Raw genomic sequence first — 17,972 nt, 5'->3', positions numbered from 1 at the left:
TCCGGCGCTCAGTGGCGGTGCCGACCGCGGATCGGCCGCCGCGGACCGGCCCCGCGGAAGCGGGCGCCGAGCGGGGATCGCGCGATCGGTTCCAGATTGGGGGATTCGAACACGGCGGCCAGTGCGCCGCCGGGGCCTTCCGGCGTCACGGCCAGGCCGAGACCGCCGTCGCGACGCGACAATTCGTGGAGCATGGCGGTGACCGTGCGCAGGCCCGCGGCCCCGCCCGGATCGCCGAGGGCGATCGCGCCGCCGTGGACGTTCACCAGATCCGGGTCGTAGTCGGCGAGGCCGAGGGCGCGGGTCAGGGCGAGCACGTCGACCGCGGAGGTCTCCTCGATCTCCAGCAGGTCCAGGTCAGTGAGCTGGAAGCCGCTGCGCCACAGCGCCTTCGCCACCGCGGGTGTGCCGTGCGGGACCGGTACGGCGGCCGGGGCGGCGGCGGAGGCCCAATCGACCAGGTAGCCCAGGGGTTCCAGATCCAGATCGACCAGCCGATCCTCGGCCACCACCAGGCAGGCGGAGGCGGCCAGGCCACGGCCGCTGCTGTTCGCCGCGGTGGTGATGCCGCCCGGCAGGAACGGGGCGAGGGCGGCGAAGGCGCGGGCGGAGACATCGTCGCGCAGGCCCTCGTCGCGGTCGACCAGTTGGGTGACCGCGGAATTCGGATCGGCGGGGTCGGCGCACACCACCACGGGCGCGATCTCCGCGCCGAAGACACCCTGACGGCGGGCGCGGGCCGCGCGGCGGTGGCTCGCGGCCGCGAAGTCGTCGGCCAGCGCGCGGGTCAGGCCGTACTCGACGGCGAGTTGTTCGGCCCGCAGCGAATCCGCTTGTCCGCGTGCGGGTTCGGCGGCCCAGATGGCGATCTGCTCGTCGGTGGTGGGATCGGCGTCGTCGCGCCGGTCCGGCCGGGTGCCGCGCGGCGGTGCGCTGGCCGGTTGCCCCGCGAATTCGACCGAGGTGCACGAATATTCGGCTCCGACGGCGAGTACCACATCGGCCACGCCGGTGCGCACCATCATCGACGCGGTGATCAGCGTGCGCAGTCCGCTGCCGGGTCCGTCGCCGAGCGCGAAATCGCCCAGCTCCGGGGACATCCCCGCCGCGGTCAGCGCGTCCCGGACGGCCCGGCCGTCGGGGACGGCGGTGACGAGCTGCTCGACCCGCAGCGGATCCAGACCCGCCCGCCCGAGCACGGCCGATAACACCGTGGCTATCAATCGATCCGGCGGCACCGCGGCGAGTGCGCCGCCCGGCAGTCCCAGCGGCGTGCGCATCGGCATGACGATTGCCGCTCGTCTCATCTGCGGCTCCCTTCGAACCCTCATCACCGGCTCCCCCGCGGAGTTTGTCCAGCCCAGGGGACAGGCCACCACAGAGTTGTTGCTGACGTGTGACGGTGTGTAACCGGAAAAAGTGACCGGCCAGGCGGAGAGGATATGCGAAATCCGAATCTTTCTGAAACGCCGCCGAGTTCGAGAGATTGCCGTTAATTCACCAAGCAAACGAATCACCGGCCCAACCAGGAAATGTGGCGCAAATCACTGGGTCACGAAATGGCGGTTGCGAGCTCGAGTGATAGCGCCGCTGTCGTAGGGTGCTCACCATCACATTCGATGCCGGAGGTAACGATGACGTGCCACGGGATAGATGAGCGAGGCAGCCACCAGTGAGCGCCGCACCAGTCAAGGCTCCTGAATCAGGTACAACCGGAGTTTTCAGTAGAGGTCGCGCCGCCATCGCGGCACGCACGCTCCGCACCGATCAGTGGTGGCTGCCACCGCTGGTGACGGTGCTGGGCTTCGCGACCTTCATCATCTACGCGACCGTCAGATCCTTTCAGCACAACTACTATTGGGTCGCCAAGTACGAGTATCTGACGCCGTTCTACTCGCCCTGCCTGAGCAAGGGCTGCGTCGAGGGATCCACCCATTTCGGGACGCCGATTCCCGATCTGCCGCACTGGATTCCGCTGGGCTTCCTGGTGCTGCCGTTCCTGCTGTTGTTCCGGCTCACCTGCTATTACTACCGCAAGGCGTACTACCGGTCGGTGTGGATGTCGCCGCCGGCCTGCGCGGTGGCCGAGCCGCACGCGAAATACTCTGGGGAGACCAGGCTTCCGCTGATCATCCAGAACGCGCACCGGTACTTCTTCTACATCGCGGTCATCATCTCGCTGATCAACACCTATGACGCGGTCATCTCCTTCCACTCGTCCGGCGGCTTCGGCATCGGCCTGGGCACCGTGATCATCACCGCGAACGCGTTGCTGCTGTGGGCGTATACCCTCTCCTGCCACTCCTGCCGCCATATCGCGGGCGGCCGGCTCAAGCACTTCTCACAGCACCCGGTGCGCTACCGCTTCTGGACGGTGGTGTCGAAGCTGAACACCCGCCACATGCAGCTGGCCTGGACGACGCTCGGCACGCTGATGCTCACCGACCTCTATGTCGCACTGGTCGCGGCCGGCAAGGTCACCGACCTGCGGTTCATCGGCTAATCCCAATTCCCAAGTCTCCCAGGAGTATTCGGTTCCATGCCTGAAGTCGAGCGGCACAAGTACGACGTGGTCGTGATCGGTGCCGGTGGCGCCGGTCTGCGTGCGGTCATCGAGGCCCGTGAACACGGCCTGTCGGTGGCGGTGGTCTGCAAGTCCCTGTTCGGCAAGGCGCACACCGTCATGGCCGAGGGCGGCTGCGCGGCCGCCATGGGCAATGCCAACGAGAAGGACAACTGGCAGACCCATTTCAAGGACACCATGCGCGGGGGCAAGTTCCTCAACAACTGGCGCATGGCCGAACTGCACGCCCAGGAGGCCCCCGACCGGGTGTGGGAGCTGGAAACCTATGGGGCGCTGTTCGATCGGACCAAGGACGGCCGGATCAGCCAGCGCAACTTCGGCGGCCACACCTATCCGCGGCTGGCGCACGTCGGCGACCGCACCGGGCTCGAGATCATCCGCACCATGCAGCAGAAGATCGTGTCGCTGCAGCAGGAGGACTTCGCGCAGACCGGCGACTACGAGGCGCGGATCAAGATCTTCGCCGAGTGCACCATCACCGAACTGCTCAAGGACGGCGACAAGATCGCCGGAGCCTTCGGGTACTGGCGCGAGTCCGGGCGCTTCATCCTCTTCGAGACCCCCGCGGTCGTCATCGCCACCGGCGGTGTCGGCAAGTCCTACAAGGTGACCTCGAACTCCTGGGAGTACACCGGTGACGGGCACGCGCTGGCGCTGCGCGCCGGGGCGTCGCTGATCAATATGGAGTTCCTGCAGTTCCATCCGACCGGCATGGTCTGGCCGCCCTCGGTGAAGGGCATCCTGGTCACCGAGGGCGTGCGCGGTGACGGCGGGGTGCTCAAGAACTCCGACGGCAAGCGGTTCATGTTCGACTACATCCCGCCGGTGTTCAAGGGGCAGTATGCCGAGAGCATCGAAGAGGCGGACCAGTGGTTGAAGGACAACGACTCCGCGCGGCGCACACCGGATCTGCTGCCTCGTGACGAGGTGGCGCGCGCCATCAACGAAGAGGTGAAGGCGGGGCGCGGCACCCCGCACGGCGGCGTGTACCTCGACATCGCCTCGCGGCTGCCCGCCGATCAGATCGTCAAGCGGCTGCCGTCCATGCACCACCAGTTCAAAGAGCTGGCGGACGTGGACATTACGAAGGAGCCCATGGAGGTCGGGCCGACCTGCCACTACGTGATGGGCGGCATCGAGGTCGATCCCGATACCCAGGCGGCCACGGTGCCGGGACTGTTCGCGGCCGGTGAGTGCGCGGGCGGCCTGCACGGGTCGAATCGCCTGGGCGGCAACTCGCTGTCGGACCTGCTGGTGTTCGGGCGGCGCGCCGGGCTCGGCGCGGCCTCGTACGTGGAGCAGCTGCCGGGACGGCCCAAGGTCTCCGACACCGATCTGGCCGCGGCCGCGAAAGCGGCTGTCACGCCGTTCGATCCGCCGCAGGAGGGGATCGGGGAGAACCCGTACACCCTGCACATGGAGCTGCAGCAGGTGATGAACGATCTGGTCGGCATCATCCGCAAGGAACACGAACTGAAGCAGGCCATCGAGAAGCTGGCCGAACTGCGTGACCGCTACGACCACGTCACCGTGGAGGGCCACCGGCAGTTCAACCCGGGCTGGCATCTGGCGCTGGACATGCGCAACATGCTGCTCATCAGCGAATGTGTCGCGCAGGGCGCGCTTTTGCGCACCGAGAGCCGCGGCGGCCACACCCGCGACGACCACCCGGGCATGGATCCGGTGTGGCGCAACAAGCTGCTGGTCTGCACCGTCGATCCGGACGACGTCGGATTCTCGGTGCCGTCGGTGACCGTCACCCCCGAGGCCCAGGTGCCCATGCGGGAAGACCTGCTCCGGCTCTTCGACCTGGCGGAGCTCGAAAAGTACTACACCTCCGCGGATCTCGCAGCGCTGCGGGGCACAGAGCCGCCCAACGAGGCAGGAAAGGCGGAATAGGCCATGGGTTACGAGGCGAAGTTCAAGGTGTGGCGCGGCGACACCGAGGGCGGCGGCCTGCACGACTTCACCGTGGAGGTGAACGAGGGCGAGGTGGTGCTCGACATCATCCACCGCCTGCAGGCCACCCAGGCGCCGGATCTGGCGGTGCGCTGGAACTGCAAGGCGGGCAAGTGCGGTTCGTGCTCGGCGGAGGTGAACGGGCGGCCGCGGCTGCTGTGCATGACGCGCATGTCGACGTTCACGCAGGACGAAGTGGTGACGGTGACGCCCATGCGCACCTTCCCCGTGATTCGCGACCTGGTCACCGATGTGTCCTTCAACTATCAGAAGGCCAGGGAAGTCCCGTCGTTCACCCCGCCGGTCGATCTGAAACCGGGTGACTACCGGATGCAGCAGGCCGACGTGGAACGGTCGCAGGAATTCCGCAAGTGCATCGAATGCTTCCTGTGCCAGAACACCTGCCACGTGGTGCGCGATCACGAGGACAACAAGCACGCATTCTCGGGTCCGCGATACCTGATGCGTATTGCCGAACTCGAAATGCATCCGCTCGATGTCGCCGACCGGCGTGACCTGGCACAAGAGGAGGCGGGCCTCGGGTTCTGCAATATCACCAAATGTTGCACGGAAGTTTGCCCGGAACACATCAAGATCACTGATAACGCGTTGATCCCGCTGAAGGAACGGGTCGTGGACAGGAAGTACGACCCGATCGTCTGGCTGGGGAACAAGCTCTTCCGGCGGTAACCAACCCGCAAAATAGCTTGCCCCGAGCCCCCGCGCTGCCAGCGCGGGGGCTCGGGACGTACAGAGTTGGTATCTGATCACGAAACGGCGGCCGTTCGACAACAAAAGGACGTTTGCCACGGCAAAGCATGGGTATCCAACTATTCGTGGACCGTGGACTGAGAAATGCTCGTCCCCGGTACCGGAAAATGGGTCCCGATGACTGGGTCGAACGGCTGATCGTAGGGATGCTCTTCGCGGTATCGGCGATGGGCGTATACGTACTTACCGGCGCACTGATGCCCGCGTTGGCGATCGGCGTACTCGTCGCCGCCGTGGCGCTGGGCGTCGTCGCAATCCTATGACGCGAGGGTTCACGGGATCGGTCCGTGAACCCTCGATCAGCGAATCACAGGTCGAATACACCGCTTTCGACGTCGGCCGTGAACGACCGCCACTCCGCCGCGCCGAACACCAGCGCCGGACCCTGCGGATTCTTGCTGTCCCGCACGCCGACCCGGCCCGCGGGCAGGAACGCCACCTCGACGCATTCCTTACCGGCCCCGCTGCGGCTGCTCTTGAACCAGCGGGCCCCGGAAAGATCCACACTCATGCCGAATACTCCTTCGCCACCTGTCTAAGCAGGTTTCTGCTGTCCTGAACATCCAAGGCGCAGTGCTGCAGGACGTCTTGCGCCCGGCGATAGCGCTGCACGTCGCCCTGTCTCTCGAGATACAGATCGCCGGTGAACCCCTCCACGTAGACCACCGGGGGCTCCACCGGCTGCCCCTTGCTGTCGGATCCGAACTCCAGGATCACGAACGGGCCGGTCGAAAGTCCCAGTGGGACACCGGCTGCGAAGGGCAGGATACGCAAGGCGACATTGGGCCGCGTACTCAGTTCCGCCAAGTGCCGCACCTGCGCCGCCATCACCCTTGCACCTCCCACCAGGCGGCGCAATACCGATTCGTGCAACACCATGGCGACTTCGGCCGGCCGGGTGCGGCGGGTGATCATGGCCTGGCGCTGCAGGCGCAGCTGAACGCGCCGATCCACCTCCGCCACAGTCTCTTCCGGATAGCCGAGCCGGTTCAGGGCCCTTGCGTACTCGGCGGTCTGGAGCAGTCCCGGCACCAATTCCGATTGGTAGCAGGACAACTGCTGCGCGGATGCCTCCAGACCGACGTAGACGTCGAAGTTCTCCGGAATCAGGTCGCCGTAGGAGTGCCACCAGCTCTTGACGGCGGCCTGCTGGGCCAGACCCTTGAGCCCCTCGGCGATCTCGGCGGGGATCCCGTAGATGCGGCACAGCTCCTGGATGTCGATGGTGCGGATGCGATCCGCGTTACCCTTCTCGAGTCGCTGTAAGGTACTCGCGCCCCACTCCATCAGCTTGGCGGCTTCGGCGATGGTCAATCCCGCCTGGATGCGCCAGTCGCGCAGGTAGCGACCGAGCTGGCGCCGGGGCAGGGTGGATGACGCGGGACCTTCGGACACAACACGCTCCATTCGCGGTCGCGGGCCTGGATCGGGGTTGGCGGCGTGGATTCGACTGCCCGGCGGGCGAGCGCCTCGTCCACTATGGAGAATCGTCCTCCCCCAAGTGGATTCGCTGCTGGGAATTCGCGCAATTTTGCGTTCTCCTTGTCGAAATTCGCCCGCTTGGCGTCTGCTCGTGGTGTGCTAGATGTGTGCCCGGAGTGGTGTAGCTAGGCCCCTTTCCTTTCCTGAACCTCCGGGCACTTCAGGAACGAGTGGGAACTGGAGTGGTCTGAGCATGCAACTGACGTCCCTCAATATGCACATCGCCGGCCTGTCGCGCTGCCGGCGTGATCCGGGCGTGATGTCCGCCGAACAAGCCCACGCGGCAATGCAATTGCACCTCGATTGCACGGTGGCCACCTGCAAGGTCCGCCGCCGAGCCCGGGCCACCCTCGTCGAAGAGGGGCGGTGCGTGCTCGACGAGCGCGCCCTGCCATGAACAGCCAAACCAAACCGACCAGTTACGACCGGTTCCTCTACCGGTTGCTCTGGCTGGCACTGGACCTCCACAAGAAAACAACTTCGCGACCGGGAGTGGACCGGGGAAGGCCCCCGCTCGCGATAAACGCTGCCGCACAGCGCTTTCGATCGCCACATACCTAAACCTCCGGGTACCCGTGGCGCAGTCCCCCCATCGCGGTGCTGCAGCGCGGTTCGGCCCGCCCGCTCCACAGACGGCGGGCGGGTCGAACCGCACCCAAGATCCGGCGTGACGCCTACCCTGGAATTCACCGCACGCATTTGGAGCGCGCAGCGTGCACGGGGTGGAGGGGAACACCGTTGTTGGCCTTCGATAAGTCGCCTGTCCCAGCGTGTCGGACCGCGTCGCTCTCGGACCTGGACGCGATCCGATGCCTCGAGGTGGCCGAGTTCGAACATCTCGCGTATCCGTATTTCGTGCTGCGCCAACTGTTCGAGCTACACGGAGCAAACTGGACGGTTGCTGAAGACGGTGGTGAAGTCTGCGGCTACGTGCTCACCGCCATCGGCGGCGACGGCACGGCGTGGTTCCTGGGGTTTGCTGTGGCCGCCGGCTGTCGCGGACGCGGCTACGGCCGGGCACTGCTGGAAGCCGCACTCGCCCAGTGCCGCCGGGCCCGCGCCGAGCAGGTCTTCGTCACCGTGAAGCCCGGCAATCGCAGTGCCTATCACCTCTACAAGGAGGTCGGGTTCGTCTGGGTGGACCACGAAGGGACCTACTTCGGGCCCGATGAGCCACGAGATGTCCTGGTACACAAGATTTATCATTGATCATGCTCGAGAAAAGCGCGCCCTCTTCGCCGTTCGTGGCGGATATGAGCATGCGCATCGAACGGCACGCCGACACCTACGCCGAGAGCGTCAGCGAGTTCCTCGAACAGCCGCACGGCCTGCGCCGGCGCGCCACCGAGCAGCCCCTGCTGGACCTGTTCACCCGCCACACCGAGGCGGTGGTGGCCACCTACGATCCACCCGGAATCCGCAGGGCCGGTGACAGTCTCGTCTTCACCCACATCTACGCGCCGGTGCTCGAGCACACCGCCATCGCGGCGCCGCAGGCCATGCCCGTCAACCGGCTGCTGGCCGCGCTGATCGCGGCCGAGGTGGAGTTCCGGGGGCCGTTGCGCCTGAGCCGCACCCAGAATCGGCTGCTGGCCGAGGCTTATGAGCGCCTGGGCCCACCCCTGGTGCAGGCCGGGCTGCCCGCGCACGCCGCACTGGCGTACCGGCGCGCGGGCAGTCTCTACCGCATCGACGAGGACACCGATGCCGAGGACCGCTGCGGCCTGGCGCTGGCCCGCGCGCGCCGGCTGGCGCAGCCGGTGAGCTGGAAGCGGATCGGCGGGCTGTTCCCGGATCTGATCTGCGGCTACGGATATCGGCCCTTCCGCATGCTGTGGTTCGTGGTGGTCCAGTTGCTGGTGTTCACGGGGGCCGTGCTGCTGCGAGCCGAGCAGCCACCGGCGGTCACCGTCTTCCAGGTGCTGATGAACTACCTGAATCCGCTGGGCGTCGGCGACACTCTGAACCTGCGCGTGGGCGGGCGCGCCATCTTCGTGGTCGAGAGCTATCTGGGCTCGGTCACCATGTCGGTGTTCTTCGCGCTGCTGGTGCGCCGCTGGTTCCGGCTGTGAATCGGGCCGGGGCGGTTCACCATTGGATGGTGCTGATCTTGGAGCTGCGCAGCGCCTCCAGGGTCGCCACCGCCAGGCGGTCGCGCAACTGGCCCACCTGCGCGGTCCACTGCCGGGTGAAGCCCGGTTTCTCCTCCAGCCCGTCCCACAGCTCACCCAGCTTGGGCGACGTGTGCGCGCCCGGCATCCACAGGTGCACCAGCTGTTCGAGCAGCGGGGCCAGCTGTGCGGTCGAATCGCGGTCGGACAGACCGCGATCGGTCTCCGACAGCGCACTGCCGAGGACGGTGAGCAGCCAGTCGTGCACCGCCAGGTCCTCGCAGAAGCGCTGCACCGAGCCCAGGTCGCGAGCGGTCGGCACGATGATCTGAACCGACCGAGTGGTCTCGTCATCCAGCCGGAGCGACAGCTTGGGGCGTTGGCGCACATTTCCGCCCAGCGGTGGCGCGACCCGTGCGGCCCAGCGCAGCCGGGTCGCGCTCGAGCGCACCGGGGGATCCTGATCCAAGCGCCGATCGGTGCGCACCCGGGTGAGCAGCCGATCGCTGATCGAGCCCAGGTCCAGCGTGGTGGCGCTGGAGCTCCCGAGGAAGCTCTCGGTCAGATCGAGGGCCGCCGGTATGTCCTCGGTAATGCGGTGCCACACCTCGAGCGTGCCCACCTGGGTCAGATAGTGCGACCACGGCCGCCGATTCTTGTCCGCCGCCCGCACCACCGTCGCGCACGCGGAACTCTGCGCCACCCGGCCGCCCACCAGAATGGCGTGCACGGCCACCGTCCCGATGGCCCGGGTCTCCTTGGTGGACGCCAGGCGGCAGTCCACGCCGACCGCGGAACTCGGCGAAATAGCCAGCGCCAGTGGTCGTTCCCGGACCCGCACACCCTGTCCGGGTAGCAACGACAGCAGCGCGGACGCCTCCCGCGCCGCCAATCCCCCCGAATTCGGCAACAGTGCCGTGCGAACCTCCCCCAACAGCACCAGCGGATCGCTCATGCTCGCCGCCACCTCAGACGTCACCGAGAAAGATGTGGTTCAACCGACGGGTCGGCAGTTGCGGAACCAGCACCGGATTCCGCTCGCTCGCACCGCGTTCCACCAGTTTGGCCTGAACGTTCTCGTCGATCTGCAGGTGGTCGAGGATGACGCGCACGGCATGCTCGATGCCCAGGTAGCTGTACGGCAGTACGGACAGTGCCCGATAGGCCGCGAAGGGTTTGGCATCGGGATTCAGCCGCACCACCGCGGGCAGCCGCGTCCAGTCGCTGGGCCACGGGTCCGTCCACGGCTCCGGCGCCGCCACCATCGCGCCCTCGTTGCGAATCAGGCCCAGCCGCAACAACTGCCAGATCGCGGCGAGGAACGGACAGGACCAGAGCATCCGCTCCACCTGCTCGCCGGCGACCTCCTCGACCTGACGGCTCCACAGCTGCACATCCAGGAAGATCGAGTGATTGCGCGCGCCGAACTCCTCGGGCGGACGGTAGCGGGCGATCCGCATGGCCTGTCCCGCATCGTATTCCGAGGATCGCCGGCCATTGCAGAGCCAGCCGGACTCCACGCTCGGCGGCCGACGGCCGGTGCCCTGGGGCTCGGGTTCGGGAACGATGCGGGCGGCCATCATCTCCGCCAGGCGGATCGGCTCACCGATCGGCTGCCCGTCCAGGAAGGACGGGACCTCGGCACATCCGGCCTCGCGGGCGAGGTAGTCGATGGGGACGCCGCAGGTCTCGGCCGCCGCGAGCAGCTTCGGGAGCACCTCGCCCGGGTCGGCCGTGCGCCGCGCCTCCCGGGAGCGGGAACCGGTTCTGCTCCAGAAGTAGTCATCGACCAGGAAACAGGTGCTCACCCGCGCACCCGGGCCGAATTCCCTTTCCGCCGCGGCGATCTGGGCCTCGACGATGGGCGCCACCTTCGACAGCTGTGCGTGGATGCGGTCGACGCCGTTGACCAGCTCGTCCATGTAGAAGTGCCCGACTTCGATGGACAGATGCGACAGCGGTTGACCGGCCACGCGATTGCGTTCGCCGGCCTCGCTGTAGTCGGTCGCGGAGCTCATCGGCGCACCTCCACCTGTTCCCAGACGGCATTGTTGGTGAGTTTCTCGGCGAGCTCACGAAACGCCGCCACGGTCTCGGCATTGGCCACGTGTGCGGCCACGTCCACATCCAGGATCACCTGTTCCCGGCATTGCAGCATCGGTTCGACCGGGATCTTTCCGAGTATCCCGCTCTCGCCCATGCCGTGCCGGTTCGCCGCGCGGGTCAGGGTGTTGTGCTGTTCCTGCAGCCACGCGGCCTGGGCCGGGCGCAGTCCGGCGGTGACGTTCACCTCGGGTACCGCCGTGCGGACGAAGCGCAGCGTGTTCAGCAGCTCGATGCGGTCGTGTCCCCATGCCTCACCGGTGTCCAGCACCCCGTGGTCGTCGTGCACGAGCCCGCGCGCCGCCGCGATGTGCTGGCGGGTCCAACGGTGGAAGATCAACCAGCGGCATACCGCCCGGGACAACTGCACCTGTTTGGTGGCGGCCAGGGCCAGCGCCAGCGCGATGGAGCGACCCGCGCTCAAATCCACGAAGGTGACATCGAATTCCTGCTCGCAGGTGACGAACAGGTTCGTGCAGCGTTCGATCATCTGGGGATCGAGCTTGGTGAACTCGGACCCGCCGAGGTCACCGGGAAACAGCACGAGGCGACCCGACGGATGCCGGGAACGGCTCAGCTCCGTGCGATCGGTTTCCGAGCGCACGCTGAGCCGGGCGGGCGTTCCGTTCTCGTCGAGCAGGTACGCGTGCAGGCCGGTGTTGTCGCGCACGCCGTTGTCGATGCGACTGATCTCGAAAGTGCCACCGGCGGTGGGAGATCCGAAATCGAAGTCCAGGTAGGCGACCTTCTGGCCCTTCATGCTCAGCCAGTAGGCCACGTTGCAGCTGGTGACCGAGCGGCCGGTGCCGCCCTTGTCGGAAGCCGAGAACACGAGCACGGATCACACACTCCTGGTGGCGTCGGACCGGGCGTAGGCGAGCTCGTCCAGTTCCAGTAGGGCCTGCGAGGCGAGACTGACGGCGGTGCCGGGACGATCGTCGATGAGTCGGCGGGCCCGTTCCAGCCGCTGCTCGGCCAGGGCCAGCGCGGTGCGGCCCGCGGAGGAGTCGGACTCGCTGAGCTCCAGCATCTCCCGATTGAGCAGGTGCTCGGCCTCCATCAGCAGTTCCATGGCGCGGGTCACCGAGGTGGGCGAACGCAGCGGCGGCTCCCGATATATGCGCGCGGCGGTCACCATGCACTCGACCACCCGCTCGGTGAGATACCAGGAGGGCAGATGGGATTCGGCCCCGCCGAAGATGCGCGACGGGTCGTCCCACAGGCCGGTGGCGGGACCCTCGCGGAAGGCGCGCAGATCCAGATGGTCCATGGTCGCTTCGGCCAGCCGCATGAGCTGATCGCGGGTATCGATGGTGCCCGAGAGTCGCGCGGCCTGCAGCGTCCGCTTCAAAAGCACGGTGGCGTAATCGGAGACCGTCCACAGCAGCAGCGGGCCGTCGAGTTCCTCGCTGCCCAGCAGTCGCAGGCTCACACCCGGGGTGTGCATGGTTCGGGCCGGATCGCCCTCGGTGAAGCGGCGGATGATGCGTCCGCGCCGGGCCAGTTCGTCGAAAATCGTTGCGGCGCGGTCGAGGTCGTCATCGTTGGCCTCGCGGTTGAGCAGGTCCTGCATGAGCACCGCGGACACGATGAGGCTGAAGTAGTCCGACTCCTCGCCGTCGGAGGTGCGCCACGGAATGTCCTCGAGCGGCCAGCGCCCGGAACCGAAGCGCGCCACCGCCGCCCAGTAGCGCTGGGCCAGATCCCAGCGCAGCTGCAGCGCCTCGGCCAGGCGGCGCTGCTCGGCGTTGAGCAGATCCAGTTCGCGGGTGCGTACCGAGGTGAGGTCGTTGATGCCGTCCAGCGCCACCACCGTGAAGTGCAGATAGGGCCGGGCGACCGCGTAGCCGGGCTGATGGGCGATGGCCATGTCCACGAAGTCGATGGCGGCGGCCTTGCGCACGACGGCCCAGCTCCAACCGCATTCGAACAGCATGTCCTCGCTGTCGAGGTCGACACCCTCCACCTGGCTCAGCGTGGCGTCGTTGCGTAGTCGGATGCGGACCCGATCCAGCCGCTCCTGCACCGCGTGCACGACCGCCTCGGTCGACCCGCCGGTCTGATTGAGCATGGACAGCATGGCTTTCCCGGCGTCGGAACTCGGCGAGACCGTGTTCACCACGAAACTCCGGATGAGGCCGACCATGGCGGCGGTCAGCCGGACATTGATGCGCGCGTCCAGCGCGTCGATGCGCGGTCCCAGGTCCAGCGCCAGCCGGGTACGGCGGCGCACGGCCAGTTCGGCGACCGGGCCGCTGAGGCCGCGCAGGAACTTCAACGCGGCCAGGCACAGGGTCAGCGACATGGAAAAGGAGTCGACGACATCCAGGGCGCGCTGCGCGAGCGTCGGCTCGATCCCATTGGCGGAGGTCAGGTAGCTGCCCGCCGCGAAGATCGGCAGTTCGGTGCTGGTGCCCCATTCACCCTCGGTGTGGCGCTCGATGTACTGCTCGAGCAGCCACACCACGCGTTCGCCGATCTTCAGGCCGTTGTCGCCCAACGGCGAGAGCACCTCGCGGATGTCGTCGGCGATCTCGTCCGGCCGTTCCAGCCCGAAGCCGTCGATCTCGGTGGCCGGATACAGCAGGCACAGCAGTTGTTCGGCGTCGCTGATGGAGTTGGAGCCGTTGCGGCCTTCCCAATCCCAGGTTTCATTCCGATAGCACGCGGTCAGCAGCGACCGCCAGACTCCGAGGATCTGTTCTCTCGGCTTGATTCTCATCGACGCCTGCCCCTGCCCTGTCGTGGCCAGCCTCGCCGGTACGGCTATGAACGAGCGCGGCTGAAACTATCATGCGCCAGGCCCGCGCATCGGATGGAGGGCAGGCCCGAAATCGCGTCGCGCACAGCACAATATCGGGCAGATCGGGCGTGGGAAAGCGGGCGCCACGACCCGCGCCGGTAGCGTCGCTGATCATGGATCGGAGGGCCCGGCACCGCACGCCGGCGGCGCGCAGGCAGGTCGCCGCCGGGTACGCATTATTGTTGCCCAGCCTGGTCGGGGTGGGCTGCTTTCTGCTGCTGCCGATCGCGGTGGTGCTGTGGCTGAGCGTGCACAGCTGGAATCTGCTGGGACCGATCGAATTCGTCGGATGGAGCAATTGGCGGTCGGTGCTGACGGACCGGCGATTCGGGCATTCGATTCTGGTGACGCTGGTGCTCACGGCCATTGTCGTGCCGGTGCAGACCGCGCTCGGCTTCGCGGTCGCGGCGATGCTGGCCCGACGCGGGCGGGGCGGAACCGTCTTGCGGGTTGTGTACGCGCTCCCGTGGATGTGCGCGCCGGTGGCGGTGGGGGTGGTGTGGCAATGGATCTTCGCGCCGACGGGTGGGGCGTTGAACGCCCTGTTGGGACGGCGCGTCGAGTGGCTGAGTTCGGCGACGTTGGCGTTGCCGGCGGTGGCTTCGGTGATCGTGTGGATGAATGTCGGGTATGTGGCTTTGTTCTTCGTTGCTGGAATTCGGGCCATACCGGGGGAGATTCTGGATGCGGGGGCGCTGGACGGGGCCGTCGGGTGGCGGCGGATTCGGTGGCTGATCCTGCCGTTGCTGCGGCCGACCATGTTCTTCGTGCTGGTTACCGGGGTGCTGAGTGTGTTTCAGACCTTCGACGCGGTGTTCGCGCTGACCAAGGGCGGGCCCGACCATCACACGGATGTGGTTGCCATGCGGCTGTATTCGGAGGCGTTCGAGGCGGCGCGGCCGGGGCGGGCGGCGGTTATGGCGGTGGTGGTGTTCGCGGTGATGTTCGTGATCACGGTGGTGCAGCATCGGTACTTCCGGGATCGGACCAGCTATGAGTACTGAGCGGCGGGGAGTGGTCCGGGCCGGGGTGGCGTACGCGGTGCTGGTGGTGGGGGCGCTGCTGACGGTTGCGCCTCTGGTGTTGAGCGCGCTGACCGCAGTCAAGAAGCCCCGGCAGTTCGCCAATGAATCAGCTTTGGCCACGCCGCATCCCGCGACTCTCGACAACTTCCGCACCGTGCTGGACCAGGGGCTCGGGCGGGCGGTGGCGGTCACCGCGTTGATGACGGTGTGTCTCACCTGCGGGCAGCTGCTGTTCTCGGTCATGGCCGGATATGCGTTCGCGCGCATCGAATTTCCCGGTCGGGACGTCCTGTTCTGGACCTACTTGGGGACCATGATGGTGCCGAGCGCGGTGACGCTGGTGCCGTTGTATCTGATGTTCGCGAAACTGGGCTGGCTCAATACCTTCTGGGCGTTGGTGCTGCCGTTCCTGTTCGGGTCGCCGTACGCGATATTCCTGTTGCGCCAATACTTCCGGGCCATCCCCGGCGAGATCATCGACGCGGCTCGGGTGGACGGGGCGAACACTCTCGACATTCTGGTGAGTGTGGTGGCGCCGATGAGCAGGCCGATTCTCGCCACGCTCACGGTGATCACGGTTGTCTCGCAGTGGAACAATTTCATGTGGCCGCTGGTGGCGGCGTCGGGGCCGAAGTGGCAGGTGCTGACCGTGGCCACCGCGAATATGCAGACGCAGTACAACTCTCAGTGGACGCTGATCATGGCGGCGACGACGCTGGCCATCGCGCCGCTGGTGGTGGTGTTCGTGGTGTTCCAGCGGCAGGTGCTGCGGTCGATCGCGGTGACGGGGCTGAAATGAGTGGGCCGCAGATGAGAGATTCAACCCGGGCCTTGCTGGGCATCGTCGTGGTCGCCGTGCTGCTGGCGGCGGCGGCGCTGTGGCTGGGGCGCGATACCGAGGCCGGTGGGCGCACGGTGGTGCGGCTGCGGATCTGGGATCAGAGTTTCGTGTCGGCGTATCGGGCCTCGCTCGACGAGTTCCAGCGGGCGAACCCGGACCTCGAGGTGCGGATCACCGTGGTGCCGTGGGCTTCCTATGCCCAGAAGCTGCGCCTGGATGTGGCGGGCGGGATCGCCGACGACCTGTTCTGGACGAACCTGTACGAGGACTATGCCGACAGCGGGCATCTGCTGGATATCGGGGCGGCGCTGGGGTCCGACGCGACCCGGGCCTGGGATCCGGCGGTGGTCGCGCAGTACACGCGCGCGGGACGGCTGTGGGCGGTACCGCAATTCGTGGACGGCGGCACCGCGGTGTACTTCAATCGGGACCTGCTGGCGAAGGCCGGGGTCGATCCGGGCGAGCTCGCCACGGCCCGCTGGAGTCCCGACGCGGGGCGCGACACCTTCCGGCCGCTGCTGCGGCGGCTGGCTCCCGCCTCGGCGTGGCCGTACAACGCCGCCAACGACTTTCAGTCGATCACACTGCCGTATCTGGGCTCGGCGGGCGGGCAGTTGCAGCGCGACGGCCGGTTCGCCTTCGACTCCGCGCCGGGACGCGACGCCTTCGGCTACACCGTGGGTCTGGTCGCGGACGGGCTCTCGCCAGGTGCCGCCGACACCAATACCAGCGGCGACTTCGCGAAGAACGCCTTCCTGCAAGGGCGCATGGCACTGTTCCAGTCGGGCACCTTCGATCTGTCCACCATCGCGAAGAATGCCGAATTCCCTTGGGGGATAGCCATGATTCCGGCGGGACCGGCCGGACGGGTCAGCACCGACAACGCGATCGGCGTCGCGGGCAACGCCGCCACCGCGCATCCGGAGGCGGTCCGGCGTGTCCTGGCCTGGCTCGGCGGCGCGGCGGGCAACCGCTATCTCGGCCTGGACGGGGCGACCATTCCGGCGGTGGTGTCCGAACAGCAGGTCTATCGCGACTACTGGGCGCGACAGGGAGTGGATGTGTCGCCGTTCTTCGACGTGTTGCGCGGCGCCACGATCGCGGCGGGCGGCGGCAGCGGATTTCCGGCCGCGCTGCAGGCGATCACGCCGATCTTCGATGAGATGTATCTGGGCCGGATTCCGGTGGCCGAGGCCCTGGCCCGGGCGCAACGCGAGGCGGACACGGCCGCCACCCAGCGGTGAGGCGGACTCAGATGCGGCTGTGGTCGGTGTAGGGCGTGCGTGGACCGAACTTCGGTTTGCGTGCGAAACCCGCCAGGCCGAGCAGCCGCACGGCCCGATAGCGGTGCGGGCGCAGCGGTTCCAGATACTCGACCATCTCGTCATCGTCGATCGGGCGGTCGAGCAGGGTCCAGCCGACGGTCGCGGCCAGGTGAAAGTCGCCCACCGACAACGCATCCGGGTCACCGAAGGCCCGCTGGGCGATCTCGGCGGCCGTCCACACGCCGATGCCGGGCACGGTGCGCAACCGATGCGCGGCCTCGGCGTGGCCGAGCGCGGCCGCCTGCTCCAGCTTCGGCGCGATGCGGGATGCCAGCACGATGGTCTTCGACCGTTGCGGACCGACATTGGCCCGGTGGTACACCCAGGACGGGATATGCCTCCAGGTCTCGGCGTCGGGCATGACGCGCAGACCCTGCGGAGCCGGGCCGGGCGCGGGAGTGCCATAGCGCCACACCAGTTTCCGCCAGGAGTCGTGGGCGGTCTTGGTGTGCACCTTCTGTTCCAGCACGGCCGGGACCAGCGCCTCCCACACCAGACCGGTGCGCAGCATGCGCAAGCCCGGATTGCGGCGGTGCGCCTCGGCGACCATGGGGTGCTCGGGCGCGAAGTCGCTGACGTCCTCGTCCAGGCAGAGCATCTCGGGCAGGCGCTCGAGGAACTCCTCCGCGCCGGGACCCCACGCCCGGGCGTCGACGCTCGTGCGGTCGGATTGGCGCAGCCGGTAGGTGACCTCGCCCGAGACCATGCGCGACGCGTGCCAATGCGAGCCGTCGGGGGTTTCACGGTGGCAGGGATCCCCGAAGCCGCGACGCAGCGGAGAGATGGTGGCGGCCAGGTCGAGTGGCCGATCGGAGGTGAGGGTGCGGGTGCGCTCGCGGGCGGTCGATGCGAGCGGCGCTGAAGTCACCGCGTCATTCTATTGGTAACGCGACTATCGAAAGCCGCGATGTTCAGTCCGATTGTCCCGCCTATTCAGCAAACGGGCGGCATTCAATGTTCGGATGAGG

General features: G+C 67.3%; 18 protein-coding genes. 10 read left to right on the top strand and 8 right to left on the bottom strand.

What is annotated here, in order from left to right; translation table 11 throughout:
- Positions 1-8: 8 nt before the first annotated feature.
- The gene (locus GPX89_RS22255) at positions 9-1,307 is read right to left on the bottom strand and encodes a thiolase family protein (protein WP_198347538.1); all 1,299 of its coding nucleotides are present in this window, start codon (positions 1,305-1,307) and stop codon (positions 9-11) included.
- A gap of 365 nt (positions 1,308-1,672) precedes the next feature.
- On the opposite strand from GPX89_RS22255, the gene GPX89_RS22250 reads away from it, so the two are divergent.
- The 4 genes from GPX89_RS22250 to GPX89_RS43895 all read left to right on the top strand — a co-directional run bounded on the left by GPX89_RS22250 (position 1,673) and on the right by GPX89_RS43895 (position 5,577).
- A complete protein-coding gene (locus GPX89_RS22250; RefSeq protein ID WP_328602171.1) occupies positions 1,673-2,503 on the top strand; it encodes a hypothetical protein in 831 nt (276 codons plus the stop codon).
- A gap of 36 nt (positions 2,504-2,539) precedes the next feature.
- The gene (locus tag GPX89_RS22245; protein ID WP_157389524.1) at positions 2,540-4,483 is read left to right on the top strand and encodes a fumarate reductase/succinate dehydrogenase flavoprotein subunit; all 1,944 of its coding nucleotides are present in this window, start codon (positions 2,540-2,542) and stop codon (positions 4,481-4,483) included.
- 3 nt (positions 4,484-4,486) lie between these two features.
- Complete coding sequence (locus GPX89_RS22240; protein ID WP_157389523.1) at positions 4,487-5,233, top strand: succinate dehydrogenase/fumarate reductase iron-sulfur subunit; 747 nt, start codon at positions 4,487-4,489, stop codon at positions 5,231-5,233.
- A 188-nt stretch (positions 5,234-5,421) separates the two neighbouring features.
- Positions 5,422-5,577, top strand: a complete 156-nt coding sequence (locus GPX89_RS43895) for a hypothetical protein (protein ID WP_198347537.1) — start codon at positions 5,422-5,424, stop codon at positions 5,575-5,577.
- 44 nt (positions 5,578-5,621) lie between these two features.
- Here the strand turns inward: GPX89_RS43895 and GPX89_RS22235 are convergent, their stop codons facing one another.
- Both GPX89_RS22235 and GPX89_RS22230 read right to left on the bottom strand, forming a co-directional pair.
- Positions 5,622-5,825, bottom strand: coding sequence for a DUF397 domain-containing protein (locus GPX89_RS22235; protein WP_157389522.1), 204 nt, complete (start codon positions 5,823-5,825; stop codon positions 5,622-5,624).
- Positions 5,822-6,709: a helix-turn-helix domain-containing protein gene (locus GPX89_RS22230; RefSeq protein ID WP_407939456.1), complete on the bottom strand. Its 888-nt coding sequence runs from the start codon at positions 6,707-6,709 to the stop codon at positions 5,822-5,824. Before GPX89_RS22230 ends, GPX89_RS22235 begins: the two co-directional genes overlap by 4 nt.
- A gap of 280 nt (positions 6,710-6,989) precedes the next feature.
- Here GPX89_RS22230 and GPX89_RS22225 point away from each other — a divergent pair, with 280 nt between their 5' ends.
- From GPX89_RS22225 to GPX89_RS22215, 3 genes are all read left to right on the top strand, one after another.
- Complete coding sequence (locus GPX89_RS22225; RefSeq protein WP_120736507.1) at positions 6,990-7,193, top strand: hypothetical protein; 204 nt, start codon at positions 6,990-6,992, stop codon at positions 7,191-7,193.
- Between the two features lie 422 nt (positions 7,194-7,615).
- Positions 7,616-8,005 (top strand): GNAT family N-acetyltransferase, encoded by a 390-nt coding sequence (locus GPX89_RS22220; protein ID WP_157389520.1) that lies wholly within the window; start codon positions 7,616-7,618, stop codon positions 8,003-8,005.
- A gap of 2 nt (positions 8,006-8,007) precedes the next feature.
- Positions 8,008-8,868: a hypothetical protein gene (locus GPX89_RS22215; RefSeq protein WP_157389519.1), complete on the top strand. Its 861-nt coding sequence runs from the start codon at positions 8,008-8,010 to the stop codon at positions 8,866-8,868.
- Positions 8,869-8,884: 16 nt separating this feature from the next.
- On the opposite strand, the gene GPX89_RS22210 is transcribed toward GPX89_RS22215, so the two are convergent.
- Genes GPX89_RS22210 through GPX89_RS22195 form a run of 4 tightly spaced genes read right to left on the bottom strand, consistent with a single transcriptional unit; the run spans position 8,885 to position 13,732 of the window.
- A complete protein-coding gene (locus tag GPX89_RS22210) occupies positions 8,885-9,862 on the bottom strand; it encodes an SCO2521 family protein (RefSeq protein ID WP_157389518.1) in 978 nt (325 codons plus the stop codon).
- Positions 9,863-9,875: 13 nt separating this feature from the next.
- Positions 9,876-10,925 carry an SCO2522 family protein gene (locus GPX89_RS22205; RefSeq protein ID WP_157389517.1) on the bottom strand — a complete coding sequence of 350 codons (1,050 nt, stop codon included), beginning with the start codon at positions 10,923-10,925 and terminating at the stop codon, positions 9,876-9,878.
- Entirely contained in the window at positions 10,922-11,848 is a 927-nt protein-coding gene (locus GPX89_RS22200) for an SCO2523 family variant P-loop protein (protein ID WP_328602170.1), read from the bottom strand. Before GPX89_RS22200 ends, GPX89_RS22205 begins: the two co-directional genes overlap by 4 nt.
- A gap of 3 nt (positions 11,849-11,851) precedes the next feature.
- Complete coding sequence (locus GPX89_RS22195; protein WP_157389516.1) at positions 11,852-13,732, bottom strand: SCO2524 family protein; 1,881 nt, start codon at positions 13,730-13,732, stop codon at positions 11,852-11,854.
- Positions 13,733-13,926: 194 nt separating this feature from the next.
- Here GPX89_RS22195 and GPX89_RS22190 point away from each other — a divergent pair, with 194 nt between their 5' ends.
- The 3 genes from GPX89_RS22190 to GPX89_RS22180 are packed head-to-tail and all read left to right on the top strand — an operon-like array spanning position 13,927 to position 16,923.
- Entirely contained in the window at positions 13,927-14,817 is an 891-nt protein-coding gene (locus GPX89_RS22190) for a carbohydrate ABC transporter permease (RefSeq protein ID WP_157389515.1), read from the top strand.
- Positions 14,807-15,637 carry a carbohydrate ABC transporter permease gene (locus GPX89_RS22185; RefSeq protein WP_157389514.1) on the top strand — a complete coding sequence of 277 codons (831 nt, stop codon included), beginning with the start codon at positions 14,807-14,809 and terminating at the stop codon, positions 15,635-15,637. The genes GPX89_RS22190 and GPX89_RS22185 overlap by 11 nt, the downstream gene beginning before the upstream one ends.
- An 11-nt stretch (positions 15,638-15,648) precedes the next feature.
- The gene (locus GPX89_RS22180; protein WP_157389513.1) at positions 15,649-16,923 is read left to right on the top strand and encodes an ABC transporter substrate-binding protein; all 1,275 of its coding nucleotides are present in this window, start codon (positions 15,649-15,651) and stop codon (positions 16,921-16,923) included.
- Between the two features lie 7 nt (positions 16,924-16,930).
- Here the strand turns inward: GPX89_RS22180 and GPX89_RS22175 are convergent, their stop codons facing one another.
- The gene (locus GPX89_RS22175; RefSeq protein WP_328602169.1) at positions 16,931-17,872 is read right to left on the bottom strand and encodes a DNA-3-methyladenine glycosylase family protein; all 942 of its coding nucleotides are present in this window, start codon (positions 17,870-17,872) and stop codon (positions 16,931-16,933) included.
- Positions 17,873-17,972 lie beyond the last annotated feature (100 nt).

Origin of the sequence: Nocardia terrae, from assembly GCF_009760405.1 — a bacterium.
In the GTDB taxonomy this organism is placed as follows: domain Bacteria; phylum Actinomycetota; class Actinomycetes; order Mycobacteriales; family Mycobacteriaceae; genus Nocardia; species Nocardia terrae.
Note: the sequence above shows the minus strand (reverse complement) of the source record. Positions and strands in the feature narration are given on the sequence as shown.